The organism is Lacrimispora xylanolytica, assembly GCF_026723765.1.
GTDB classification, from domain to species: domain Bacteria; phylum Bacillota; class Clostridia; order Lachnospirales; family Lachnospiraceae; genus Lacrimispora; species Lacrimispora xylanolytica.
The window spans coordinates 2,785,885-2,810,583 of the sequence record NZ_CP113524.1 but is presented as its reverse complement, the minus strand read 5'-3'; the positions used below and the strand labels follow the sequence as shown (position 1 = coordinate 2,810,583).

The 24,699-nt window shown below is 42.0% G+C and carries 22 protein-coding genes; 14 read left to right on the top strand and 8 right to left on the bottom strand.

Annotation, left to right across the window (positions count from 1 at the left end; genetic code table 11):
* Window position 1 precedes the first annotated feature (1 nt).
* From OW255_RS13220 to OW255_RS13200, 5 genes are all read left to right on the top strand, one after another.
* Window positions 2-946 carry an ABC transporter substrate-binding protein gene (locus OW255_RS13220; protein WP_268116609.1) on the top strand — a complete coding sequence of 315 codons (945 nt, stop codon included), beginning with the start codon at window positions 2-4 and terminating at the stop codon, window positions 944-946.
* Window positions 906-1,931 (top strand): FecCD family ABC transporter permease, encoded by a 1,026-nt coding sequence (locus tag OW255_RS13215; RefSeq protein WP_024835298.1) that lies wholly within the window; start codon window positions 906-908, stop codon window positions 1,929-1,931. Before OW255_RS13220 ends, OW255_RS13215 begins: the two co-directional genes overlap by 41 nt.
* Window positions 1,932-1,945: 14 nt before the next feature.
* Window positions 1,946-2,710 carry an ABC transporter ATP-binding protein gene (locus OW255_RS13210; protein ID WP_024835299.1) on the top strand — a complete coding sequence of 255 codons (765 nt, stop codon included), beginning with the start codon at window positions 1,946-1,948 and terminating at the stop codon, window positions 2,708-2,710.
* A gap of 141 nt (window positions 2,711-2,851) precedes the next feature.
* Window positions 2,852-4,519 carry a 2-oxoacid:acceptor oxidoreductase subunit alpha gene (locus OW255_RS13205; protein ID WP_024835300.1) on the top strand — a complete coding sequence of 556 codons (1,668 nt, stop codon included), beginning with the start codon at window positions 2,852-2,854 and terminating at the stop codon, window positions 4,517-4,519.
* A complete protein-coding gene (locus OW255_RS13200; protein ID WP_024835301.1) occupies window positions 4,516-5,361 on the top strand; it encodes a 2-oxoacid:ferredoxin oxidoreductase subunit beta in 846 nt (281 codons plus the stop codon). The genes OW255_RS13205 and OW255_RS13200 overlap by 4 nt, the downstream gene beginning before the upstream one ends.
* 51 nt (window positions 5,362-5,412) lie before the next feature.
* On the opposite strand, the gene OW255_RS13195 is transcribed toward OW255_RS13200, so the two are convergent.
* Complete coding sequence (locus OW255_RS13195) at window positions 5,413-6,564, bottom strand: sensor histidine kinase (RefSeq protein WP_268114321.1); 1,152 nt, start codon at window positions 6,562-6,564, stop codon at window positions 5,413-5,415.
* A 124-nt stretch (window positions 6,565-6,688) separates the two neighbouring features.
* Complete coding sequence (locus tag OW255_RS13190) at window positions 6,689-7,375, bottom strand: response regulator transcription factor (RefSeq protein WP_268114320.1); 687 nt, start codon at window positions 7,373-7,375, stop codon at window positions 6,689-6,691.
* Between the two features lie 262 nt (window positions 7,376-7,637).
* Here OW255_RS13190 and OW255_RS13185 point away from each other — a divergent pair, with 262 nt between their 5' ends.
* The 9 genes from OW255_RS13185 (at window position 7,638) to OW255_RS13145 (ending at window position 16,915) form a co-directional block, all read left to right on the top strand.
* Window positions 7,638-8,426, top strand: coding sequence for a hypothetical protein (locus tag OW255_RS13185; protein WP_268114319.1), 789 nt, complete (start codon window positions 7,638-7,640; stop codon window positions 8,424-8,426).
* A gap of 232 nt (window positions 8,427-8,658) precedes the next feature.
* A complete protein-coding gene (locus OW255_RS13180; RefSeq protein WP_024835305.1) occupies window positions 8,659-8,952 on the top strand; it encodes a DUF4491 family protein in 294 nt (97 codons plus the stop codon).
* A gap of 134 nt (window positions 8,953-9,086) precedes the next feature.
* Window positions 9,087-11,120: a BglG family transcription antiterminator gene (locus OW255_RS13175; RefSeq protein WP_268114318.1), complete on the top strand. Its 2,034-nt coding sequence runs from the start codon at window positions 9,087-9,089 to the stop codon at window positions 11,118-11,120.
* The gene (locus OW255_RS13170; protein ID WP_024835307.1) at window positions 11,117-11,392 is read left to right on the top strand and encodes a PTS sugar transporter subunit IIB; all 276 of its coding nucleotides are present in this window, start codon (window positions 11,117-11,119) and stop codon (window positions 11,390-11,392) included. Before OW255_RS13175 ends, OW255_RS13170 begins: the two co-directional genes overlap by 4 nt.
* 43 nt (window positions 11,393-11,435) lie before the next feature.
* Window positions 11,436-12,716 (top strand): PTS ascorbate transporter subunit IIC, encoded by a 1,281-nt coding sequence (locus OW255_RS13165; RefSeq protein WP_024835308.1) that lies wholly within the window; start codon window positions 11,436-11,438, stop codon window positions 12,714-12,716.
* Window positions 12,716-13,411, top strand: a complete 696-nt coding sequence (locus OW255_RS13160) for a tryptophan synthase subunit alpha (RefSeq protein WP_024835309.1) — start codon at window positions 12,716-12,718, stop codon at window positions 13,409-13,411. The genes OW255_RS13165 and OW255_RS13160 overlap by 1 nt, the downstream gene beginning before the upstream one ends.
* A gap of 217 nt (window positions 13,412-13,628) precedes the next feature.
* A complete protein-coding gene (locus OW255_RS13155) occupies window positions 13,629-14,192 on the top strand; it encodes a TetR/AcrR family transcriptional regulator (RefSeq protein ID WP_024835310.1) in 564 nt (187 codons plus the stop codon).
* A 107-nt stretch (window positions 14,193-14,299) separates the two neighbouring features.
* On the top strand, window positions 14,300-16,717 hold the full coding sequence (gene lon, locus OW255_RS13150; RefSeq protein WP_268114317.1) for an endopeptidase La: 2,418 nt from the start codon (window positions 14,300-14,302) through the stop codon (window positions 16,715-16,717).
* Entirely contained in the window at window positions 16,718-16,915 is a 198-nt protein-coding gene (locus OW255_RS13145; RefSeq protein ID WP_024835312.1) for a DUF1858 domain-containing protein, read from the top strand. It begins immediately after the preceding gene.
* A 65-nt stretch (window positions 16,916-16,980) separates the two neighbouring features.
* Here OW255_RS13145 and OW255_RS13140 read toward each other — a convergent pair whose 3' ends face one another.
* The 6 genes from OW255_RS13140 to OW255_RS13115 form a co-directional block, all read right to left on the bottom strand.
* Complete coding sequence (locus tag OW255_RS13140; RefSeq protein WP_024835313.1) at window positions 16,981-17,370, bottom strand: DUF6483 family protein; 390 nt, start codon at window positions 17,368-17,370, stop codon at window positions 16,981-16,983.
* A 71-nt stretch (window positions 17,371-17,441) separates the two neighbouring features.
* Window positions 17,442-18,698, bottom strand: a complete 1,257-nt coding sequence (locus tag OW255_RS13135) for an Nramp family divalent metal transporter (RefSeq protein ID WP_024835314.1) — start codon at window positions 18,696-18,698, stop codon at window positions 17,442-17,444.
* Window positions 18,699-18,868: 170 nt separating this feature from the next.
* A complete protein-coding gene (locus OW255_RS13130) occupies window positions 18,869-21,094 on the bottom strand; it encodes a methyl-accepting chemotaxis protein (protein WP_268114316.1) in 2,226 nt (741 codons plus the stop codon).
* 313 nt (window positions 21,095-21,407) lie between these two features.
* Window positions 21,408-22,403: an SPL family radical SAM protein gene (locus OW255_RS13125; RefSeq protein WP_024835316.1), complete on the bottom strand. Its 996-nt coding sequence runs from the start codon at window positions 22,401-22,403 to the stop codon at window positions 21,408-21,410.
* Window positions 22,404-22,511: 108 nt separating this feature from the next.
* Entirely contained in the window at window positions 22,512-22,955 is a 444-nt protein-coding gene (locus tag OW255_RS13120; protein WP_268116608.1) for a DUF6512 family protein, read from the bottom strand.
* Window positions 22,956-23,020: 65 nt separating this feature from the next.
* The gene (locus OW255_RS13115) at window positions 23,021-24,697 is read right to left on the bottom strand and encodes a S8 family peptidase (protein ID WP_268114315.1); all 1,677 of its coding nucleotides are present in this window, start codon (window positions 24,695-24,697) and stop codon (window positions 23,021-23,023) included.
* Between the last annotated feature and the right edge of the window lie 2 nt (window positions 24,698-24,699).

The following is a 24,699-nucleotide window of genomic DNA, read 5'->3' as shown; positions in this document are numbered from 1 at the left end:
GATGAAATACAAATACATCATTGCTGCAACGCTCTGTATGCTGATTGCCGGATTGGTGAATGGATGCGGCCATAAAAGTGAGGAGCCGGCCCCCACATTAGAAGGATATCGGTTTGCGGATGCTTTAGGCCAGGAGGTCACCGTCAGGAATCCAAAGCGTGTGGTCGCCCTTATGGGAAGCTTTGCAGAGACCTGGCTGAATGCAGGAGGAGAGCTTGTTGGAGTTACCGATGATGCTTTCGAAGAAAGAGGACTTTCCCTGCCAAAAGATATGGTGACAGTTGGTACCTATAACAGTCCGAACCTTGAAAAAATCATGGAATGCTCCCCGGATCTGGTGATTCTTTCTTCCGAAACAAAAGAACACGTGGCACTTAAGGATACACTGAATCAGGCGGGAATTACGACGGCTTACTTTCAGGTGACTTATTTTGAGGATTATTTAGATATGCTGAAAACCTGCACAGATATTACAGGGCGAAAGGATCTTTATGAAAAAAATGGTGTGGAAATCAAACAGAAGATTGGTTCCATTCTATCGAAAAAAAGCAGTTTGCCCTCTCCATCGATTCTCTTTCTCGTGACTTATTCCGGAGGTGCCATAGTAAAAAATTCTCAGTGCATGACTGGTAAAATGCTAAAGGATTTAGGCTGTAATAACATTGCAGATAAAAACAAGAGCCTGTTAAAGGAATTCAGCATGGAGTCCATCATACAGGAAGACCCGGATTATATTTTTGTCGTACCCATGGGAAACAGTGATGAACTGGCAGATAAAAACCGAAAGGAAACGGTGGAGAAAAATCCGGCCTGGAATGGCCTCCGAGCAGTCAAAAACAATCATTATATCATCTTGCCGAAAGAAATGTTTTTATATAAACCAGATGCAAAATGGGGGGAAAGCTATGAGTACCTTTCAAACATTCTTTCAGGAGAAAAGAAGTAAAGCATGGGTCTTTCTTTTTTTGTCAGCAGCAGGTCTGCTTTTAGGACTGATGGCGGGCCTCTGTCTGGGAGCCAATCCCATAGGAGTATCAATGCTTATAAAAACTTTAAGACAAGGGGACCCTGACGATTCTATATATCGTATCATAATGACAGTACGATTTCCCAGAGTGTTAGGTGCACTTTTAGCTGGAAGCGGCCTTGCTGTGTCCGGAACCATCATTCAGTCCGTGCTCAATAATCCTCTGGCAAGCCCAAATATTATAGGAGTCAATGCCGGAGCCGGATTCTTTGTGTTACTGACGTCCGCTCTATTGCCTCCTTCTCTTTATCTGCTTCCGGCAGCTGCATTTTTCGGTGCTATGTTTGCCTGCCTGCTGGTACTTCTTTTTGGAGCTTTGGGACAGATGTCACAGCTTATGCTGGTGCTGATCGGATTTGTAGTAAACAGTATATTCAGCGCCGGAATGAATACAATCATGATTTTATATCCCGATGCCTATGTAGGATCAGGCAATTTCCTGGCGGGAGGCCTCTCTTCTGTGACCACTAAAGCTCTGGCCTGTCCCTCTGTTCTTATTTTTCTTGGCCTGATACTTTCCGTTCTTTCTTCCAAAGGATTAAATCTTTTAAGTCTTGGAAGTGATTATGCCAGAACCCTTGGGATGAATGTCCCCGTAAGCCGATGCCTGTATCTGGCTGTGGCTTCCATCCTGGCCGGTGCGGCGGTAAGCTTTTGTGGGCTGATCGGCTTTGTAGGACTATTGGTTCCCCATGGTGTAAAGCTGCTCATTGGCACGGATAACCGGTTTGTAATTCCTGCCAGTGCCCTGACAGGGGGCTGGTTTGTCATTGTCTGCGATCTGCTCTCAAGAACCATGTTTCTGCCCTATGAGCTGCCGGTAGGAATCTTTATGTCGTTGATTGGGAGTCCCTGCTTTCTATATCTGATTTTAAAAAGCAGGAAGAACCGTATCAGTGGTTAGAAAAGGAGGAGTCTATGATCCGGTTTGAGCACGTGGCTTATTCCTACGACAAGATTCCCTTTATTGAAGATATGAACATAAGCTTTGAAAAGGGAAGGATAACGGCTATCATAGGCCCCAACGGCAGCGGAAAAAGTACGGTCATCAAGCTTTTAGCCCGTCTGTTAAAGCCCAGCCGGGGAAGAATAATTTTAAAAGGCCAGGATATCAGCTCCATCAGGCGAAAGCTATTTGCAAGAGAAATCTCCGTGTTGCTGCAAAGCAGCCACATACCGGATATGACGGTGGAACAGGCGGTTCGTTCTGGCAGGTACCCTTATCAGTCTTTTTTAGAACCGGCCTCTCATGAGGATCAGCTCATAACAGAACAGGCGATAGCAATGGCGGATTGTAATTGGTTTAGAGAAAAACCTATGTGTCAGCTGTCCGGGGGTGAACGGCAGAGGGTATTCCTTGCCATGATACTGGCTCAGGATACCCCTGTAATATTATTAGATGAGCCCACTGCTTATCTGGATATCAACGTCTCCTACGATATGATGGAGCTGATACGGGAGCTGAATGAAAAGATGGGAAAGACGGTAGTCATGGTCCTTCACGATATGAATCTGGCACTAAATTATGCCGATCAGGTGATTTTAATGGATCAGGGAAGGATTGTCAGCTTTAATTCTGCAGCCGATCAGGGACTTCATGAACGAATTGGCGAAACGTTTGGCGTGAAAATACAAAGCGTTTCACAGGAGGAGGAATCTCAGTTTTATTATTTGAAGAGATAACATCAGGTAATTTCTCGGAAAAATGCAATGAAAATAAACAAATAATAAACAAATAATAAAACTTTTAAAGATAATATATATAATATTGAAAATATTGTCGAATTAAGTTATAATTAGTGAAAAATACAAGGAGGTAAGCTTATGTATAATATTCTGATTGGCGGTGCTGCCGGACAGGGCATTGACACCACAGTATCTATTCTGGAAAAGCTGTTAAAGCGTTCCGGTTACTATATTTTTACAACGAGAGATTTCATGTCACGGGTTCGGGGAGGCCATAACTTTTCCCTCCTGCGTTTTGGAACAGAAGAGATTACTTCTCACAGCGATATTTTGGATGGAATCATAGCACTTAATGAGGAAACCATTGTATTACATAAAGACAAATTAAAAGGAAAAGGTTTTATATTATGTGACATCAGTCTGGATTATTCAGATCCGGAATTAAATATTATTAAGCTTCCCATGACTCAGATTGCAAAAGAACTTGGGAATGCGCGGGCATCAGGAAGCGTTGCAATCGGCGCAGTATTAAAATTATTTGGAGAGCCGTTCACCTATGTGGAAGAGGTGATGAAGAGTCTGATGAAGAACCAGATTCTGGAGGTGAATGTAAAAGCAGCGGAGGCAGGCTATGGAAAGGTAGAACCGTTGTTTGAGCATCTTGACGGAGGCTTTCAGGATTATATGCTCATTTCAGGAAGTGAAGCCTTAGGGTTAGGAGCAGTAGCCGGCGGCCTTAAGTTTTATTCCGCCTATCCAATGTCACCGTCAACAGCCGTTCTTGAGTATCTGGCATCTGTAGGAAATTCTGCTGGAGTACTGGTGGAGCAGGCAGAGGATGAGATTGCAGCTGTCAATATGGCAATTGGTGCTTCCTTTGCAGGCGCAAGAGCCATGACTGGAACCAGCGGAGGCGGTTTCTGTCTTAAGGTAGAGGCCCTGGGCTTTTCCGGAATTGCAGAAATCCCCCTTGTGGTGGTAGATGTACAGAGGCCGGGACCTGCCACAGGTCTTCCCACCAGAACAGAACAAAGTGATTTAAAGTTTGTTATTTCTGCTTCTCAGGGAGAATTTCCCCGAATGGTCATTGCTTTGCGGACCCAGGAAGATGCCTTTTATCAGACAGCCAGAGCCTTGAATCTGGCGGAAAAATACCAGATACCAGTCATTCTTTTGAGTGACCAGTATCTTGGCGATGGAACGGCCTGTGTAAAGCCTTACGACTTCTCCCGGATATCCTTCTCAGACCATGCCACTGAGGCAGAAGGGGAGTACTTACGCTATCGGATTACAGAAGATGGAATCTCTCCTAGACTGGTGCCTGGAAAGACAGAGCATCTGGTGGCAGCTGACAGTGACGAGCACGATGAAAGAGGCTGGATCACAGAATCTGCCCTTGTAAGAAACCAGATGGTGGAAAAGCGCATGAGGAAATTAAAGGGCCTATGCGAAGAACTTTTAGAGCCTGAATTTATTGGTGATGAAAATTGCTCCACCCTTCTCCTTGGCTGGGGCTCTGTTTACGGACCCATAAAGGAAGCAGTTCAGACCCTGAATAAGAATGGCGGCAGCTATGGAGCTTTAGTATTCGGAGACATTTATCCCCTTCCCCAGGAACGGTTAAAGAAATATGCCAGCGGCAGAAAGCTGATTAATGTAGAACAGAATGCCACCGGTCAGCTGGCTTCCCTGATTCGCGGAGAAACAGGAATTGCCTGTGACGACAGCATCTTAAAATATGACGGACGTCAGATCACAGGAGAAGAAATCGTGAAACAATTACTGGAAGGAGGTAAAAAGTCATGAGTGAATTCAAAACATATGAAACAGCCTGGTGTCCTGGCTGCGGTAATTTTTCCATATTAAACAGTTTAAAAACAGCCTTGGAGGAGTTGGGAAAGCATCCTTATGAGGTGCTGATGCTTGGAGGAATCGGGCAGGCAGCGAAAACACCTCAGTACATCAGTGCCAACAGCTTCTGCGGCCTCCACGGCAGAGCACTGCCGGCGGCAGTGGCAGCTAAGATAGCCAATGAAAAGCTTACCGTAATCGTCAATTCCGGTGACGGGGATTCTTATGGAGAAGGAGGAAACCATTTTATCCATAACATCAGAAGAAACGTCAATATCACCCATTTTGTCCATGACAACCAGATTTATGGTCTGACCAAAGGGCAGGCATCTCCAACCACAGCGGAAGGTCATGTGACAGGGGTACAGACTGAGGGCAACATTAATCCTCCCTTAAACCCAATGCTATTGGCCCTGGCATCAGGAGCCGGCTTTGTAGCCAGAGGCTTCAGCGGTGATGCCAAGCAGCTGACAGCCCTTATGAAAGCAGCCATTGAGTATCCAGGCTACGCATATGTGGATATTATGCAGCCCTGTATTACCTTTAATAAGATCAATACATTCGCATATTATAAAAATGCTGTTATGCCTCTACCGGAGGATTATGACCCTTCCGATAAGCTGGAGGCAATGAGAATTGCAATGGGCCTTGATGATAAGATTCCAACTGGAATTATCTATAGAGAGGATAAGGCAGATTTCCACAAAAAGCATGCTCTCTTAAGAGACGGAAAACCGCTCCTTGACCAGGAAAGAGAGCCCCATGTGCTAGACGAGTTGATTCAAAGCTTTATTTAAATAGGTTTATGGCAAAGAAAAGTCAGGGTAGAAATCCTTTTGTATGGATTTTTACCCTGACTTTAACTGAAACCAGAACACACTCCCTTTATCCTGACTGGATTTTGTGCCGCAGGTACCCTCGTGGAGATCGATGATTTTTTTTACAATGGAAAGTCCCAAACCACTCCCTGTGATGCCTCGTTTATGTATTTTATCTACTTTATAATAGCGGTCCCAGATAAAGGGAAGGTCCTCAGGTGCGATTCCGCAACCGTGGTCTTCAATCTCAATCCGGATAAAGCCTTTGTAAGAAATCTGGCGTATCACGATATCCTTTTCAAGTACGCTATAGTGAATGGCATTGATCAGGAGATTATAAATAGCTTGTGTGATTTTTATCTCATCAGCGTTGACATAGACCTCTTCCTGGTAATCAAAAGAAAGCTTATACCCATCCTTACGGACAAGCTCAGCGACCCGTTCCATGGTCTGGCTTATGTTTTTGGTGATGGAATAAGTCCTTTTGTTAATTTCCATAGTCCCGGTTTCCAGACGTGATACATCCATTATGTCATTGACCAGAGAGCTTAGCCGCTTCGTTTCATCCATAATAATCTGAGTTTGATCTTGAGATATTTCATCAGGGAAATCATGCATCACTTCGGCGTAGCTGTAAATCAGTGCAAGAGGAGTCCGCAGATCATGGGAAATGTTGGCCATTAATTCCCGCCGGAGGTTTTCCGTTTTGCGAAGCTCTGCCGCTGCGGTATTTAGTGTATCAGAAAGCTCCTTAATTTCCAGGAACCCATGGCCTTTAAAGCTGACGTTGTAATTGCCGGAGGCCAGAGCCTTAGCACTCTTGTTGGTCTCGGCTATGGGGGTTGAAACCTTTTTAGCGATTCGCAGAGCAAGAAATACAGATAGGATGATCATAATACCTGTAACGATATAAAGCTGCAGCTTCAGGGTAGTCAGGGTTGCATTTACAGGGGTGATCACTGCATTAAACAATAACGATATGGTCTTCCCGTCTTCCAGGGTAAAATTTCTCACCTGAGTTATTTCCATTCTATGCTTACTTTCAGGCCTTCTCTTTGGCCGTGGAGTTTTCTCATCGGCAAGGGATACGGTAATTTCTTTTGTATCCTTCAGTGTAACAAGTACGTTTTGCAGATCAGGACTGTTTATACTGCGTTCCACCGTTTTTATTGCCTGTTCCATTTCTAATCTTCGGACCATTTTGTACATGCTGTTTAATAAAACGGTTTGCATTAACCAAAGCACCACCAGTAGAAGAGCACAAAAACCCAGCAAAAACGCAAACATTCTCCATTGTAATTTTATCTTATCCATCAAACCGGTACCCAAACCCCCTCAAGGTAGTGATGAATCTGGCGTAAGGACCAAGTGATTTTCTCAATAATTTCATATGAGTATCCAAGGTCCGGTCATCACCAAAGTAATCATACCCCCATACTTTTGACAGAATGCGCTCTCTCGGAACAGCAATATTTTTATTGTGTATAAGAAAGAAGAGAAGATCATATTCCTTAGGAGCCATCTCTGCAAGATTATCATCAATAAATACCTTGTAGGCAGTGATATCAACCCGAAGTCCTTCCTTTTCATATATAATATGGTTCCTATCTTCGAGTACAGTGGTAGTGCTTATGGAGGTGCGGCGTAAAATAGCGTTTACCCGCAGCATAATTTCTTTTGAGGAAAAAGGTTTTACTACATAATCATCGATTCCCATTTCAAAACCAAGTATCTTGTCATATTCCTCGCCCCTTGCGGAAAGCATGATGACTGGGGTCTGACTAGTTTTGCGTATTTCTTTCACGGCAGAAAAGCCGTCCAGCACCGGCATCATAACATCCATAATAATAATATCAAAGAACTCTTTTTGGCACAGCGAAATTGCTTCCATACCATTTGCTGCCTCCACCACATCATGTTTCTCAAAAATAGCATAACGCTTAAGGACGGCACGCAGTGCAGCCTCGTCGTCACATAGTAATAATTTTGCCATATACTCAACTCCTCTTTTTAACAGCATCGGTTTATTATATAACATAGAAATGGCGTTATTTTGTCTTCTACCTGAAAATAGACTGAAATTTTTATCTGGAACAAAAGGACAGGAAGTTGCCTTAAAATTCAGAGGAAAATCAGATTGCAAACATAAGTCCGTCAAATTTAACTGGTATGATTTGGGAAGAGTAAACGAAAGGAGGCAGTATCAATAAAAGTTAAAAGCAACTGTTGACTATTATATGTAAGGAGATGATTACATGAGGAAAAACATTAAAAATTATTCATTATTAGCTTTTGCATTAGCATCTATAACAATTGGAAGCAGCGCTATCGTATATGCAAATACGACGGCATCATCTGCAGGTTCCTCACAGACGGATTCAACTGCAGCCGAAGGAAAAGCTGGCAGACGTGATCATAAGGGTGGCTTTGGATTAGACCAGAGCGGTCTGGAAAGCTTTGTAGCAAACGGAACCATAGATCAGGCAACTGCCGATAAGGTGATTGCGTATTTGAAAGCCCAGGAAGCAATCCGGGAAGAGGAAAAAACCAAGACGGATGCTATGACAAAGGAGGAAAGAAAAGAATACTTCTCCGCAAAGAAGGAAGAAAAGAAAGGTAATACATTCTCAAATTTAGTGAGTGAGGGAATCATTACCCAGACCCAGGCAGACGCAATAAAGGCAGCTATGCCGGAACACAAGAAGGAAGATGGAGAAAGAAAGCGAGGCTTCGGCTCCCTTGAAAACAATCTTGCCAGTCTTGTATCTGCCGGAACCATAAATCAGGAGGCATCTGACAAGATTATAGCTTATTTAAACAATCTTGAATCCGAAAGAGAAGCCGAGAGAGCCAAATTGGAAGCTATGACCGAAGCAGAAAAAAAGGAATATTTTTCTTCTGATAACAAGAAAGAAAGGATTGATCTGTTTACAGAAATGGTGAATGAGGGTGTTATTACACAAACAGAGGCTGATGCCATTAAGGCAGCGATGCCTGAAAAAACTCGTGGTAATCATCCTGAAGCCCCTGACTTAGAATCATAGAATCTTTGATTTTATTAAAATTTCCTATATAGCAGCGCAAAAGGGGTAAGCTGTCCCCTAATAGTAAGCACAGAAAAAGAGCCTGTGTTTCACTGTTAGGGGACAGTTTGCTTTTTTTATGCCTATCAATAAGCAGTTGTATATTGTATAATTCCATCCAATGGTAAATAAGATAAAATAAAAACGAAAAAGATTGACCCAGTAATAAGGGTAAATCTATATGGAGGAGCTTATGAACTATCAGGGATTAATCACTGGAATCGGAACATTTTTGATCATCGGACTTTTACATCCGGTGGTAATTAAATCGGAGTATTACTTTGGCACAAAGGTATGGCCTTTATTTTTGATTACAGGAATCGCTTTTATTGGCCTGTCACTTTTTTTGACCAACATTGCGGCCTCCTGCTTATCGGCTGTTATGGGGTTTTCTCTTCTGTGGAGTATCAACGAGCTTTTTGAGCAGAAGCAGAGAGTGGAAAAAGGCTGGTTTCCTGAGAATCCAAAGAAAAAAGAGAAAAAGTAAAGTTATCTAATATTTTAAGATAGAAAAACAGACAATAATACACCATATACATATCTGTTCAAAATCAGTGAAGCAAAATGGATTTGTTGATGGTTTTGCACAAATGTTATACTTTCATCATAAAGGAGGAACCAATGGAAAACAGACTTCCAAACATATTCCTGCTGGTTTGCCAAAACAAACGTGAATTTACCGTCCGGGAGCTGGCGCAGCAGATGGCTGTAAGTACCAGGACCATATACAGCGATATAAAAAAATTAAATGAAATGCTGGAGGCCGCCGAATATCCGGTCATCAAAGCAGATAAAGGAAGATTGATTTATGAGGAACCTTTGATGATTGAATTTGAAGAGCTGATCGGTTCCACTTCTGATTTTGTTTTATCCAATCAAAGATTTCGCCGTCTGCGTGTGATGGAAGCCATTTTATTATCCGGGGACCAATTTACCGTAGAAGATCTTCTAAAGGAGCTGGATATCTCAAGAAACACCCTGTTAGGAGATTTAAAGGAAATAAAGGAAATATTCCGTTATCATACCATTGGAATGGAAGCGACGCCATTTAAGGGCTATCAAATTACCGGAAATGAGCGAAGCATCCGAAACCTTCTCATACTGACCATCAGCGAGGACCCATTGTTCTTCGAAGATAAATTAGAAAAGAGAAGCTCCCGGTTTTTATACTCCTGCGAGGCGTTTCTGGATGATGTGGCAAAGCGGCTCAATGTGGAACTAAGTGATGTATCTTTTCAGCGGATGCTGGTAACTTTTTGGGTCACCTATGCCAGACTTTCCATTGGAAAGCGATTTCCGGAAGGTCCCAGGGAACCCCTTACCAGAGAAGAGATTACCTTTGTAGAACGAAAGAAAGAGCTGGAAGAGCTTTTTCAGAGAGAGGTCCCGGTTGATGACTGCTTTTACCTGGCCAATAAGCTGGGAGAAGCCTCGGTAGTCAAATACGAGGAGCTTTTGTCAGAAAAATGGCTGCCTTTTCATCTGGTGACCAACGAGTTCATCGAGGCAGTGGAAAAGGAATATGGCTTTGAAGCGTTTTTAACGGATTCCAAACTTTATGAGGGACTTCTCAATCACCTGCGTCCTGCTTATAAGAGAGCATTATCCTCTGACTGGGCAGAAAATCCATTGCTCCAATACGTTCTGGATCATTTTTCAAGACTTAACAAGGCAGTGGAACAGGGAGTCAGGGTGTTAGAGGACAAGTTGAAGGTAACGTTCAATGAGCATGAAATATCTTATTTTACCCTGTTTTTTGCTTCGGTCATCGAACGAAATGAAAAACAGGTCCGGAGAACACCCAATGTAATCATCGTGTGCAATGCCGGAATCAGTACCTCCGAAATATTAAAAAGCAGGCTGCAATCCATGTTCCATGTAAACATACTTGGAACCTTTAGTGTCAGGAATGCGGCACTGTGGCTAAAGGAGCATTATCCGGATTTCATCATTTCAACGGTGCCATTTCAATTTAGAGATATCCCGGTCTTAAAGGTCACCCCCTATCTTTCTGACTATGATATCAAGGAAATACAGAATCAATTGTCCTTTCTCACTGCAAAGATTCATATATCCGACGTGATGAACATTATTCACAAATATGTAAAGGTTGAGGAGAACCAGCTGACCCCATTAAAAAATGAGTTGAGTATATATTTGGGAATTACAGAAAATTCACAATTAAAGAAAGGAATTTACCAACCTATGTTAAAAGAAATCTTAACCACTGAGCTGATCTCAGCAAAATTTGAAGCCGCCAGCCGGGATGAAGCCGTAACAGAAAGCGGCAGACTTCTGGTAGACAAAGGTCTGGCAGACGAGTCTTATATCAGGGCCATGATAAAAAATGTGGAGGTAAACGGCACTTATATTGTAATTGCCCCAGGAATCGCAATGCCCCATGCAAGACCAGAAGAAGGTGCACTGGATATAGGACTTAGCATTGTAACCTTAAAAGAGCCGATTCCATTCGGTCACCCAAAGAATGATCCAGTAAGGATCGTAGTTGGCTTATGTGCCATTGACCATCAGTCTCATCTAAAGGCTCTTACAGAACTAGCGGATATACTAATGGATGAAAGTAAGGTAGAACGCCTTACCATGGCTGAAAATGCAGAACAAATATTAGAAATTATTAAGGAGGGTTCATTATGATTAAGATTGTAACAGTTTGCGGCGCAGGTGTAGGAAGCTCTATGATGCTTCGTTTATTCACTCAGCAGATTCTTGATGCAGAAAAGATTGAAGCAACCGTTGATGCGTCTGACATTGGATCTGTCAGCCCTGATTTTTATGACATTTTAATTACAACATCTGATTTCGCAGATGTACTGAGAGATTCCAAAGCTCACATCATCCGAATCGACAATATGATGGACAAGCAGTATTTAAAAGAACAGCTTTTGGAGGCAATTAATAAGAAGTAATTTACTGAAAGGGGCTTAGATAAGCCTTAGAAGGGAGATAAATATGGGAGTATTCATGTATCTGATTAATAATGTATTCAGCCAGGCCGTATTTATTATTGGTATCGTTGTAATCGTTGGTATGGCTGCTCAGAAGAAGACCTGGGATCAGATTCTTCCAAGTGTAATCAAAACAATGATCGGCTTTACCATGATTAATGTAGGAGGGCAGACGCTTGGTATGGCACTTTTGCCTCTCCAGGGCCTGATTTCCAAGATTTTTAACGTTCCGGCAGCTTCTGCTGACATCGGAGCAGCATCCAGTGAGAGTTTATCTGGAATTGGTACAGAGATGGCACTCATCTTTGCCTTAGGTTTTCTTGTGAATCTTCTTCTTGCAAGATTTACCCGTTTTAAATTCGTACACTTATCTGCACACGTATCCTTCTTTTACGCAGGATTAATTGCAGCACTTTTAAAATTTGGAACAAGCCTTTCCTTTGTTCCCCTTGTTTTAATCGGTTCCTTGATTCTTGGTGTTTATATGACATTTTCCTGTGCATACGTTTCCCTGTTCATGAAGGAAGTAAAAGGAGGAGAGGGCTTTACACTGGCCCATTCCAGTTCCGTAGGTATCCTTATTTCCTCTCTTCTCGGAAAAGCATTTGGAAACAAGGAACATGATCTTGAGAATCTTAAAGTACCAAAAAAACTTAACTTCTTAAGAGAAATGACCATTTCACTGACCATTGTAATGACAATACTGTTCTTTGTTTTAAGCCTTATTGCAGGACCAGCATGGGTTCGTGAAAATGTAACAAGTGGTCAGGATATTATAGTATTCAGCATCCTGCGCGGAGTATCCTTTGGTATGTGGATAACCGTTATCATTACAGGTGTAAGAATGATGCTTTCCGAGATTATTGCAGCATTCCACGGAATTGCCAATAAAATTATTCCTAACTCTGTACCTGGACTTGATATCCCTCTGTTGTTCCCTAACTATCCAAATTCCGTTATTTTAGGCTTCCTCACCAGTTTAGTAGCAGGCCTGATCGGTATGCTGATCCTTGGCTTTATCAATTATCCGGTCGTTGTTTTCCCGGCACTGATTCCTACCTTCTTTACCGGTGCGATTACAGCTATCTTTGGTAACGCTCACGGCGGACGAAGAGGAGCTATTATTGGTTCCTTTGTCAATGGTCTGATTCTTATATTCGGACAGGCCCTGCTTCTTCCGATGATTGGAAGCTATGCACCGATCATGCGTATCTTAAGTGAAACAGATTACTCCTTCTATGGCCCGATTTTAGGATTATTGCTTAAATTGTTTGGAGGTATGTAATGAAGAATTTAGTGTTTTACCTTCCGCTTTATTATCCGGATAAGGAAAACTTCTTCCGGATACTGGAGCTCCTGGATCAGGAAGAGGCCGGATATCTTGAACTTGGAATACCGGTTTTTGATCCCTTTATGGATGGTGCTGTCATCAAAGATATTCAAAAGGAAATACTGACCCGAAACATCACCCCAGAAGATGTGGTAGACACATTAGAAGAAATCAAAAGACGTTTTCGGTTTAAAGTAGTACTCATGACTTATAAAGAAGGCGTGGAGCATTTTCGCCTGAAGGAGATACCAAAGGAGCTGTACCATGGTTTCTTGTGTGTAGATGGAGATTATCCGCCGGAAACCTTTCCTAATCAAATCTCCGTATTAAGTAAATCCTGTGACGATCATTCACTTTCTACAGCCCTTGAGCATAACCAGTTATTTGCCTATGTGGTATCGGGAGAGGGGAAAACAGGTTCCTTCGAATCTCTCCCAACGGAATATATTGAGGTGGTCAAACGGGTGAAGTCCTTATCGGCTGTACCGACGTTTGTAGGCTTTGGGATTAAGTCCTCTAAGGATATAAAAGAAGTGATGAGGAATGGCGCAGATGGTGCCATTATAGGAACTGAGTTTATAAAGCGTTACCAAATGGGTGGTATGGATGCCCTCGCTGCTTATATGGAAGAATTGAAGGAAGCAGTATAGAAAAAACTGTTGTGAGTAATAGCAAGGGGAGTGTTATCATAGAGCAACAGGTTTGGAAATGAATTTAGAAGTCTCCGGGATGCGAGTACGGCATGCCGGGGATTTCTTTATTTTGGGGGTAGTCTGCCTGTTCCAAGTTAAAAGCAACTACATGGAGATAAAAAAAACTTGACAATAAGTGAATGATCATTTATTATAAAATCATAGAGGTGATGACATGAGAAAGAAAGACGACGAAAAAGTGAGAAGCATTAAAGAAGCAGTTATTAAGCTGATCCTTCAGGAGGGCTTTCATGGCACTTCTGTCTCTAAAATCGCTAAGATGGCAGGGGTTTCGCCGGCAACGGTATATATTTATTTTGAGAATAAGGATGTTATGCTTCACGACATCTACATGGAATATTCAGAAGAAATATATGGATATCTACTGGATTCCATAGACAGAAAGATGGAAGGGCAGAAGCAGATTGAAGTCCTCATTCGCAGCTATTACAGCTATATTTTAGAGAATAAAGAGATATTCAGTTTTGTAGAGCAATTCTCCAATTGCCCATCTCTTGGTGGCAAGTGTACCGGGAAGAAGGGCATCTGTAACATCTACAGTCTTGTGGAGGATATGAAAAAGCAGAATATGATCAAAGACTACAGAGAAGATAATATTCTGGCGATTATGTTCCAGCCTGTAAAGGCCATAGCAGTTGACAGCAGAAAGACCAGAGACCAGAAGGAAGAGCTGCTGGAAGAGATGATAGAGATGATACAGTATATATTATTGCGTTAGTATTAAGGCGGGATTGTTTTGCAAGTGAAATTGCAGAAAATCTCGCAAAAAAATATTCAATCATAAATGAACATTCACTTTAGACTACGCACAGAAAGGATAAAACTATGAAAAATTACTTAAATAATCAATTAGGAATTGTTTTTCCAGTCTCATATAAAGTTTTATTGCCTAATGTCGTAACTTCGATTCATATGGAGCTTTTGGATGATGGACTGGCAGAGTATCTGGAGAACGAAGAGGCGGTTAAAATAGCATTGCCCTTAAAGCAGAACTTTGGAAAGACCAGGAAGGCAGAAGAGGACTTTTACCGTACTGGTGTTACATTCGAAGTAATCAGCCTGGAACGAGGTGAAAAAGGGGTACGGCTTTCCGTTAAATTACTGGATCGGGTAGAGATTAAAGAATTGCATGAAGAAGACGATATCATGCTTGCTTCCTATGAGATTTCCCCGGATCATAAAGATCTTGATGAGAAAAACAAAATGGAAATGGTGGGATACATTAAGAAAGTCAGCGGTGAGATCAGCTCCAGGTTCACGGGAGGAGAGCAGTACCAGAAAATCGTAGAAGGCTTTGACGATTTAAACTCCCTGATCGTATACTTATCCCAGTTCCTCCAGATTCCTGCTATTGAGCGGTATGAGCTATTGGAAATGCAGTCAGAAAAAGAAAGGGGTCTCCGTTTCCTGGATCATCTGTTAAAGAACAAAGAGATGATTCAGTTCCAGATGGAGATATCAGAAAAGTTCTCCGAGCGTACCAATCGTTACTATCGAGAAACCGTACTGAGAGAGCAGCTTAAGGCAATTCAGGAGGAGTTAAACGAAGGGAAAGAACAAGGAGGCAAAAAGGAACCAGACTACTTAAGCCGGATTGAGGAGGCAGGAATGCCCCCAGAGGTAAAGGAAGCAGCCCTTGAGGAATATAACAAGCTGGATGACCAGGGACCCAATAAGATGGATTACAATGTAATTAAAAACTATCTGGAGCTTTTGATTTCCCTTCCATGGAAGAAGGAGGAGGCAAAGGCGGTTGACCTTGAGGAAGCCAGACGTATCTTAGACCAGCAGCATCACGGCCTTCAGAAGGTCAAGGACAGAATCATACAGCATTTGGCGGTTATGCAGCTGAATAAAAAGAAAAAGGGTTCCATCCTCTTGCTGGTTGGTCCTCCTGGAACAGGAAAGACAAGTCTTGGAAAGAGCATCGCAGAAGCCCTTGGCAGAGAATATACCCGGTTAAGCCTTGGCGGTGTCAGAGATGAGTCAGAAATACGTGGCCACAGGAGAACCTACGTGGGAGCCATGCCGGGAAGAATCATACAGAGTATCAAAAAGGCAGGACATACCAATCCAGTCATGGTGCTGGACGAGGTGGATAAGCTGATGTCAGGTGGATTCCACGGAGATCCTTCCAGTGCTCTTTTAGAGGTGCTTGATCCAGAGCAGAACTCTACCTTTACCGACCACTACATGGACCTTCCCTATGATTTATCTGATGTATTCTTTATTGCAACAGCCAATTCCTTAGAGAGCATACCAGCTCCGCTTTTAGACCGTATGGAAGTAATTCCGATTTCCAGCTATACGATAGAAGAGAAATTCCATATCGGGAAAGATCATCTTCTTCCGGCAGTGCTGGAAGACCATGGAATTGAAACGGATCAGCTAATCTTAGAAGATGATGTTTTAAAAAAGATTATTAGTGATTATACCTTAGAGGCCGGAGTCAGAGGTCTTAAAAAGCAGCTTGCCACTCTGGCAAGGATTGCTGGCGAGAGAATTGTTTCAAAGAAGAGCGACGGACCGTTTACCATTAAGAAAGAGGATTTAGAAGAACTTCTTGGAAGAAAAGTTTCCCGCCACGAAAAGGCCCAGAATGATAATCCGCCAGGAGTGGTCACGGGTCTGGCCTGGACACCGGTGGGAGGAGAGATTCTCTTTATTGAAGCAACAGATATGCCGGGGAATGGTAATGTGATCTTAACCGGAAAGCTTGGAGATGTCATGAAGGAATCTGCAAGAATCTCCCTGAGTCTGTTAAAATCAAGGCTACCTATGAACACCTTTAATTTTAAGGAAAAGGATCTTCATATCCACGTGCCGTCTGGAGCAGTACCAAAAGATGGACCTTCCGCAGGTATTGCACTATTTACGGCTTTGGCATCATTGGTCACAGGACATAAGGTGGATTCAAAGCTGGCAATGACAGGAGAAATCACCTTGCGAGGTGCGGTACTTCCTATCGGCGGATTAAAAGAAAAGCTTTTAGGCGCACAGCGGGCAGGTATAAAAACGGTTCTGATTCCAAAAGATAACCTGGTGGATTTAAACGATGTGCCTGATGAGGTCAAGAAAGACCTGACCGTTATTGCAGTAGAAACTGTAGAGGATGTGCTGAAGGAGACGCTTGGTATTTCCCTTCCAAGACTGGAGCAGGTACTTATGCAAAAGGAAGGAAGCGGACGTTTGTTAGAGGCATTTGATTCTGGTAAAACTAATTTAAGAAGAGAGGTAATTTAAATGACAGTGACGAAAGAAACATTAATTGGTGAAATCTTAAGAGAGGACCAGACCACAGCACCCTTCTTTTTTGAAATGGGAATGCATTGCTTAGGATGCCCGTCCTCAACCATGGAGAGCCTGGAAGAGGCTTGCATGGTACATGGCGTTCCGGTCGATGCGCTTGTGGAAAAACTGAATAGCCATATGTCAAAGTAAGACATAAAAAATGAAAAACTGCATGGGTGCAAAGAAATAATCTTTGTATCCGTGCAGTTTATTATTTATTCCGATGCCTGTCCGAGAAGGGCTTCTGCCATGCTTTCGTAGCCGTAAAGGGTTGAAACATGCCTTAGACCATCGGTAATCTCTGTTTTTGTATAATTGTTCTTTTCAAGGAAGTCGCCGTCCTTATCGTTCATATAATAATAGAACATAAGAGACATCTTAAAAATCTCTGTATTGCTTGGGTCTAACAAATCAAACAAACGGTTTTCCGCCTCATTGATCTGACCCTCATCAATCATCTTTGTCAGCTGGTGATATGTCTCAAAGTACGATTCATCCTTCCATGCAGTATCTTCGTTCTTCCCTAATTCTATATGAAATATCAGCTTTAATAACGTACCGACCACACTATTGGTCATCCTTGTTGCGTAATCATCTGTGAGCATTGGTTTCTCCTTATTCTTCGTAAGTTTCAGATATGATTTACTTTAACATAAGTAGTTAAAAAAGTAAAGAATCACAAGTAACTGGAGAAAAGCATTATGTTCAATACGGTAAGTATGATTGCAATGGACCAGAGAACGATATTATTTAGCAGACTGTTTTTGTATTTTCCCATGACCTTTTTGGATGAGGTTAAATAAATTTGTAAAAATACGGTGATAGGAAGCTGCACGCTAAGTAACATTTGACTGTAAACCAGACCCTTAAAGGGATCTGTTATAAAGAATATAAGTAAGGTTGCAATGACAAGAATTCCAACAACACCGATTTTCGTATGTCTGTCCTTAATATCGTATGGCTCTCCAAACATTCCGGCAAAAATGGTTCCTGCTGCCATCCCGGCTGTCATGGTGGAGGAGATACCGGCAAAAAGCAGTGCGACGCCAAAGATAATCGCTGCAAAGGGACCAACCAGTGGAGTCAGCATCTGTTGTGCCTGACCTAACTCCTCTACCTTTACCGCCTGAGTAAAGAAGGTGGTGGCCGCGAGGATTATCATGGCACTGTTAATGGCCCAGCCTATGATCATGGAAAATAATGTGTCAAGAAATTCATACTTTAACTGTTTATCAATGACCGCATCATCCTCCAGATTCCACTGACGGCTCTGTATGATCTCCGAATGAAGGAATAAGTTATGAGGCATGACAACAGCTCCTAACACAGACATAATAATTGGAAGAGAGCCGGCAGGAAACGAAACGGTGGTCCAGCCGACGAAAGCTTCCCGCCAGCTCACATGAACGACGCTTAGCTCGTATAAAAAAGATATGCCGATGATGGATACAAAGCCCATGATGACCTTTTCCAATTTTTTATATGAATTTGTAAATAGAAAAAATATAATTACTATTAATATGATAACTGAACCAAATTTAATCGGCATCTTAAATAGCAGGTTCAGTGCGATGGCACCTCCCAGAATCTCTGCCATAGCAGTGGATACTGCCGCTAAAAGACCGGTAGAAAGAATGGTTTTAGACAGCCAGGGTTTTAGATGCTTGTTGGCTGCTTCTGAAAGACAATCACCAGTTACGATACCAAGATGGGCTACATTATGTTGAAGAAGTATCAGCATAATGGTTGATAGGGTTACCATCCACAGAAGCTTATATCCATATTCAGACCCTGCGGCAATGTTAGAGGCCCAATTACCAGGATCAATAAATCCAACGGTCACAAGGAGTCCGGGTCCAATATATCCTAATAACTCTTTTAAGCCAAAGGTGGGGTGATGTTCTTTTGTATTCAAAATATTTTTAAGATTCATATTTGTTACCTCCAATGATACTTTAATACCGGTCAGTTTTATTGTCAATCCGATTTATCTATGGTAATCATGAAAATCCCACATGTATTTGATTGTATTCTTAGAAAGAACAGGCGTCCTCCATATCAGTTCTGATATCGAAGACGCCTGTTCTTTCTAAAATAGATGGATTAGTATTTTCCAAAGGAATGATTCTGATGTTCTTCTTCCAAAGATTCCTCCGGCAAAATGGTTTCATTTGGTGCTTCCATGTAGCCATTGGAGTGAGAGTCCATCAGTTTGAATTTTCCTACCAGAGATTTTAAGGTAACTGCCTGAGCAGACAATTCCTCAGAGGTAGCAGCGCTTTCTTCTGATGTTGCTGAAGTAGTCTGCACTACAGCAGAAATCTGGTCAATACCGGTTGTGACCTGCATAACAGCCTCAGCCTGCGCCGTAGAGGCCTCTGCAATTTCGGAAATACGAACGGCGGAGACATTTGACTTTTCCACGACCAGACGAAGGGCTTCTGCAGTTTCTCCTGCAATCTTAGTACCATTTCCAATGGCTGTAATTGCATTTTCAATGAGGAGTGTGGTATTCTTTGCTGCTTCCGCAGATTTTCCAGCTAAGTTGCGGACTTCATCTGCAACCACTGCAAATCCCTTGCCCGCAGAACCGGCTCTTGCAGCTTCCACAGCAGCGTTAAGTGCCAGAATATTGGTCTGGAATGCAATATCATCAATGGTCCTTATTATTTTACCGATTTCATTGGAGGTGCTGGCAATATCATTCATAGCTGCAATCATATCAGCCATCTTCTGATTACCGCTTAATACGCCTTCACTGGCTTCCTGAGACAGTGTATTGGCCTCAGTGGCGTTGGCAGCATTTTCTTTAATCCGATTGGAGATATCTGTAATGGTAGCAGATAACTCTTCAATGCTGGAGGCCTGTTCTGTTGCACCCTGGCTTAAAGCCTGAGCAGCATCAGATACCTGAGACGCGCCGGTTGATACCTGTTCGGATGCATGGTCAATCTCTAACAGTGCATCACTTAAGGTTAAACGTATGTTGTGCATTGCTTCTAAAATGTTTTTGTAAGAGCCAACGTATTGATCCTCTTTTGAGGTAGTTACTCTAAAATTACCGTTGCTCATTTCGCCCAGCACGTAATTGATATCCTGGATAATCAGCTTCAAGTTTTCTGCCATAGAAAGGAAGTTCTTAGAAAGAATTCCAATCTCATCCTGGGATTTAATATCCAGATGGATATCAAGATTACCGGCAGCAATATCAGAAGCTGCGGACACGACTCCCTCAATAGGGCGTAGGGTTCGCTTCATAACCGTAGTAATTACAGTAATGATAATAGCAGTGGCAATAGCAGCCATTGCAATCATGATTGCAACGATTAAGTAGACATCTTTATTTAAATCATTCTTTTCCAGGGTGCTTGAGGCCCACCAGGTCTGTGACTCACAGGTAATGGGGTAGTAATGTCTGGATTCAAAGGTGCCGTCGTCTCTTCTTGTATCAACGTGGAACTCTTGCTTTGACTTCTGGGCTTCTGTAATTTTATTGTACTGGGAAGCGGGCAGCATTTCTTCCAGCTTCTTACCAATATTATCACTGGATTTACTGTCAAAAGAGATGATATTGTCCTCTGTGTAAATATCTACATACATGGTAGGATATTTTGCATCTGTTGTCTTGATTTTTGAAAAGTTAGCAAGGCTGATATCTGCAAGAACAACTCCAATTACATTATCCCCTTTCATAATGGGGTAAGCAACCGTACTCATCATGGTTCCTTTGTAATCAAATGGGTCAGTGATATAGGGAGCTTTTGTCTCCTTGGCAATTTTGTAATAATCATTCTTTGAATACTCACTGTATGCGCCTAGAGACTGTGCTGTTTTATTCTTTGCGTCATTCCTGTCCATGTACACAGAGTAATCTTTGACTGAAGAGTCAAACTGGCCAGGCTCAAAAAAGGCACCAATACCGTAAAGATCAGCACTATTGTTAAGGGCCGCCCATGCGGAGTTCATCACATAGGTCTCAATTGCATAATTGGATTCTGTCAGCTGTGCATTGTAAATATGGCTTTGAATACTTTCCCCGTTAAATACTCCGGCAGCGGTTTTATTTCCGCTGTATACATTGTTTAAGTATTCCTGTAATTCTTTTGCGGTACCGGCAGCGCCGCTGACCATGGATTGTACCATAAGTCCGTTTTTAGCGGCAATCCCGCTAAATTCTCCGTTGATTGCCTTTGACAATGAGATACTTGTCTGCATTGCAGAAATAGCGATCAGCAGAGTCAAACTCACTGCAAGAATTACGCCCGTTATAATAGACATTTTTGTTGCAAGCTTAAAATCGTTGAATTTCAATTTTTTCTTGTTTTTCATAAGTGTTATGCTCCCTTAATCAAATAATTGGAAAAATATACCAATCACTGGACAAAAAATATACTGCACGGGTTGCAGTAAAAATTTTGTATAAATATAAGAGAATAACCTCCTTTCTTTTTTTTATTCAGATAAAGTCTGTTCAACATCAATATATTCGACATGAATCGACAATAAAATAATAGGAAAAATGAAAAAAAGTTACTATAATTATGCATACATAAGAGTAATCTACAAATTGTAACGGTTTTTTATCACTAATTATTCGTAAACAACAAGAATACCCGGATAATTTCCGGGCATTCTCTTAGGATTAAACGACATATAAGATTGTCATTTCTTTTAATTTTTCTTCAATCTGCTGCCTCATAAAGATCTCGCCATCCGCTCTTAAATCGTTACGATAACAGTATTTTCCTCTGCCCCGGCCAGTCATCATTTCCTTGGAATAAAGCTGATCGGAATCAGGGAAGGCTTCTGTATTAATCGCATTGTGAACGTAGCTGTAGGTCATAAAGATAATTTCTATGAGAGCCTGTTTTTTCACCTTATCCGACAGAAGCTGGGATAGAGTGTCTATTAATTCCCCGTATAAGGTTTTCCAGTCTTCGGTTAAGATAACAGGAGCTATTAACAATCCCACCTGGTAGCCGGCGTCGCACATGCGGTTTATGGCTGTGATTCTTGCAGTAAGGCTGGAGGTGCCAGGTTCAAAACGGCTGATAATGGATTGAGGATTTACACTCATCCGCATGATGACACGGCCTCTGTGGTTTAATCCCAAAAGAGGTTCCACCTGATTAAACTTTGTAGGAAAGGTGAGAAAGCCATATTGACTCATGCTGAAATTTTCAATTGTCCAGGATAGATTACCGGTTATGGTGTTTTCAAGGACTAAATCACTATTGCTGCCGATTTCGTAGGTAAAGTCTTTTTGATAGCGAATGCCGTGATCCATAATTTTCTTAAGCATCTGATCCCGGTTCACAAACAGGCGAAGATAAGCACATTTATTATAATTGCAGACCAGATAGCAGTAGTGACACATGGCAGTACAGCCGGAAGAGGTGTAAGGAACAAGAAAATCTGAGACTTTATGGTTGGGAACGTAGTTATGGGTCTTGCGGACACCAATGACTATAATCCGTTTTAGGGCTGGAAAATCTTTATTGGGTCTTGTCCTTAATTCGTCTATTTTATTATGACTCTCGATGGGAACCCAGGGAACATCACTGTATTTTTCTTTTAACGTCTGGCCCAGCTCATAATTTAATGAGTCAGGCTCGTAATATATCTTATCCGGAAACATGGCATACCTCCTATTTTTCTAAAATTAGTATGTGTGGAAAAATAGGAAGCTTCCATAAAATTTTGCACAAAAATCACAGTAAAAAATAGACAACATTACAAATAGGTTTTATGAGGTCATGAAAATGGGAAGCGAAGGCGGAGCATAAGTGAAAACAAAAAATAGAGCCATTAATAATAAAACAGCAGCAAATAACCATTTATTATATTTTTGAAGAAGACAGTTCTTTGAAAAATAAAGGCTGATTGCAAAAGCAATAAAAACAGAGACGTAGAACAATAATATATCAAAAATAAGGCTGCTTTTTCCAAGAATTGCTGTATAGATATAAAAAACCACTGGTATCAGGAACGTGCCTGTTAACATGCCTGCATAATAGGCTGATGTCTGGCAGGTATTGGTTTCCTTATCTTTTTTCAGAAGGCCAAATATCACCATAGGAAAGAAGATTAGCTTCATATGTTCCCAAACCGATTCGTTGACAGGAGATATAAGTCCAACCACCGGATTTTCTCCTGACCATTCATAGGCAAAGTGAAACAGGGTCCCTATGACCCATACAAATATAATTCCGATTATTACAACGTATTTTTTGATATGCCTTTCCTCCTTTTTTGTTAGATGTTTGTAAGACTCTGGAATAAGTTATTAATATCAATCTGACCATATCCCCATACATTATTGGGATAAATTTCTGTCGTGCTCCGCCTGGCACCGCGTATAATAAGACGGTTGATGTCATTGCCGGTCATGGATGGGTAATTTCCTCTTGGTACCGCCCATTCCATTACCATTGCTATAATACCAGCTGCATGAGCACTGGCGGCTCCTGTTCCGGTAATGGTTCCATATAGATTGCCGCCTGGAACAGCACAAGGGACCTCAAAGCCTGGTGCTGCGATATCAGGTTTTACAAGACCATTTCTTGCATAGCCTCTGCTGGATTCTCCCAGTATACTGTCTGTCAGCTGATTGTAGGCAGTAACAGTCAGCTGATTGGTACCATTTCCGGGAGAAGTAATGGTAGTATCCGGGTTAGGATTTAAGAAAAAGGTTTCATTGGAAATCAAATCCCCGCTGGGAAGCCAGCAGTGGAAGGAAAAAGGTTCGTTGCCTACACTCTGGGCACGAAAATACCATATGCCGGAAGCAGGATTTCGAAAACGAATCAGTATCAGCTGGTCACCGGTTTCTTCCTCTAATACAATATTATTGACCCATATAAGACTCTGGGTAAAAATAAAATTAAATTCCCTGCAGTCATTGATGGTAGGAAAGACCCTTTGGGTGGATTCCCGATTGGGAGAAGAAATATCAATGGAAATTCGTTCTGGTGCATAAGGCCATATCTCCATCCAGAATTCAGGCTCATTTTCTCCGACTCTTAATTCAAAGTCATGATAATAGGGAGCAGTCGTAGTACTGTTAAAATAATGTCTCCTTTTATTTCCTTCATTACCTGCAGACACAGACACACCAAATCCAGGCAGCTGCACAAGGTAGGTTAAGTAACTGCTAAAGACTCCACGGCCGTCATGTCCTCCCTGATTGCTTCCTAAGGCAACGCAGATTACGATGGGACGGCCAATTTTTTGTGCTATAGATTGAAGATACCTGACTCCCAGAAGGAGATCTGATTCCTGAAAGCAGTAAGCCTCCGGTTTGACAAAAAATAATTCCTTCAAATTATTTTTTGCCTCCTTTAATTTTACAACCACAATATCAGCTTCCGTTACAATACCGGAAAATGACTCATCCTCATTCGGCTTTCCTGCAATGATGCTTGTAATTGCAGTGCCATGGCCATTGGTATCTACCGTAGGAACAATGGAAAGAGGGTCTTCCGAACGCAATGCCTCGTTAATGGTATCCCGGGTGTATTCGCTTCCGAAGGTAAATCCTTCCGGTATCGTTCCGGTCTGTACGGTCTGATCCCATATGGATTGGATGCGGGTAGTGCCGTCATTATTTCGAAATGCCTCATGCAGGTAGTCAATGCCAGTGTCTATAACACCAATTATAATACCCCGTCCGTACAAACTTAAAAAAGGATTACGTTGTACCGTTCCGATCCCTGATTTTTCAATGCTGATAATGGATTCAAGGGTAAAGAGCGCAGGAAACGTATTGTATGGCTGGCTGCCCAGAATGCAGGGATCCATCTCACTTCTCAAAATATGAACCAAAGAACTGCGATCAGTGAGAAATGTAATATTATCGCCTGTATCAAAGGCCGGGACAGATATGTTGCTAATGATAAGATCGAAGTAATCATTGTCTAAAATTTTGCTCAAAA